Genomic DNA, 1,685 nt, shown 5'->3' with positions numbered 1-1,685 from the left:
ATACTGCTCTCTCCAAGCGTTAGTATGGGTACCAATGCTTCTGGTGGTGTCGGCGTGAAAGGCGATATTTTTGGTGGTGCTCAAGTTGGAGGTCAGGTTGAAGGGGGGCTGGAATGGAAAGCACCGCAAGATACCAAACTGGATAAGGTGTTTGATTTCGCCACCCTCGCCAAAGTGGGTGCCAACGGCAATGTAGCTATTGGCGCCGGAGCGGGATGGGATTTCCAATTGGCGCTCGATGATGGGAAATTCTACTTTAATTGTTCTGGGCGTCTGGTGTTTGGCCCTGGCGCCAGTGGTGGATTTGGCACTACCGTTGATTTTGAGCAGTTATGGAAGCTCGCCGTTATATTGTTTAAAGGCTTAAAAGCAACCGATTACCGCGTACTGGATAATCTAGATAGTCGTGTCTACGAGCACCTTATGCAATCTAGCTATATCGCTTTTGCTAGCGATATGATTGCTAATCCACAAGAAGCACTTAAACAGGCGGTGATGAACAGCAGTCAGTCAATCAATATTTGGTGGAAAACCCGTATGGATTTTTGGAACACCGAATCCGAAAAGAAGAAAGAAGCTTATCGTCTGGCTCGGCGGATCACAATGCATTTTAACCCTCAAGGGCATGATGTGACCGGTGAGGTGCCGTTTGAAGAATTATTGCCGGAAACCGTTGGCATTATGCTCAATACTTTAGTGACGACGTTTTATTTGTCGTGGGAAGAGGAGCAAGAGAAGGCGATCTATATATTATTGCTTGGTGGGGTTAAAACGTGGCGACGTTTTGAAGAGGTGCTCACACGTATGAATGCCACCGGTGAAAAGCCATCAGGTGGCAAACAAGCAGAAGACAAAGCGCTGTTTGACAATTTGGCGCGCATCAATGCGATTTTAGATGGCGAACAACAGACAAGCTTTAACAACTGGGTATTAAAACTGGCGCAAGTGAAGGAAATCAACGAGAGCAACTTTGCTCAAATGCACCCGTTTGCGCCGCGATCCGGCTGGAGTTGGAGGCAGAAGAGGGAGACAGTTGAACAGCAAATCGCGCGCTTAAATAAAAACAACGGTTACTATATTTAACCACAGCGACCGCCGTAAGGCGGTCATTTTCAATATTAATAGGGCAAGTCAGAGCTCTGAACTGAGCAACGAAAACCTGAGCGGATAGCGGTATCACTGACCTCTAGCTCGCGGTATGTACGACCAACATTGACCATACCAACCCCACCTCGTTTGACTTTGTATTCACCCGTTGCGGGCCCTTGAGGATCACGTTTCGGTGACACTTTATAATAATCTTTGGCGTACCAATCATTAACCCATTCTGTGGCATTTTCAGTCATATCATAAATACCGAGGGGATTGGGTGCAAACATACCAACCGGGTTTAGGCCTGTGGCGATGTTAGCGGTTTTATCGGTAAACTCTTCATAGCCACCTAATTCTGGGTTATAAAACCCCCTTCCCCTAAACTGAATAAAGCCATTGTTGGTTGCGTAGTAGAGTTTTTGACCACGGCTGCGCGCAGCGTATTCCCACTGGGCTTCGGTGGGTAGATCGACAGGCAGAGCCGTTAACTGCCCCAGCCACTGACAATAGTTTTTTGCATCTTGCCAATTTACATTTCTAGCAGATTGTCTGAGAAAGTTAGGTAAGGCGGTTTTATAAATCTTAGAGCCGCG

Annotated in this window: 2 protein-coding genes; one reads left to right on the top strand and one right to left on the bottom strand. The window is 47.1% G+C overall.

Annotated features, from left to right (window positions below; genetic code table 11):
* The first annotated feature begins 24 nt into the window (after nt 1–24).
* A complete protein-coding gene (locus tag ACQEXR_RS20055; protein ID WP_427021025.1) occupies nt 25–1,083 on the top strand; it encodes a hypothetical protein in 1,059 nt (352 codons plus the stop codon).
* A gap of 35 nt (nt 1,084–1,118) precedes the next feature.
* Here the strand turns inward: ACQEXR_RS20055 and ACQEXR_RS20050 are convergent.
* A partial coding sequence (locus tag ACQEXR_RS20050; protein WP_427021024.1) for a formylglycine-generating enzyme family protein occupies nt 1,119–1,685 on the bottom strand: 567 nt, incomplete at its 5' end.

The sequence above is a fragment of the Vibrio sp. TRT 2004 genome (assembly GCF_050113735.1).
GTDB lineage: Bacteria > Pseudomonadota > Gammaproteobacteria > Enterobacterales > Vibrionaceae > Vibrio.
The sequence above is the reverse complement of the archived record's forward strand: the minus strand, read 5'-3'. Positions and strand labels throughout refer to the sequence as shown.

Coding starts and splice junctions, on each gene's coding strand:
- ACQEXR_RS20055 (WP_427021025.1), top strand. CDS start 25: ATGGGTACCAATGCTTCTGGTGGTGTCGGCGTGAAAGGCGATATTTTT.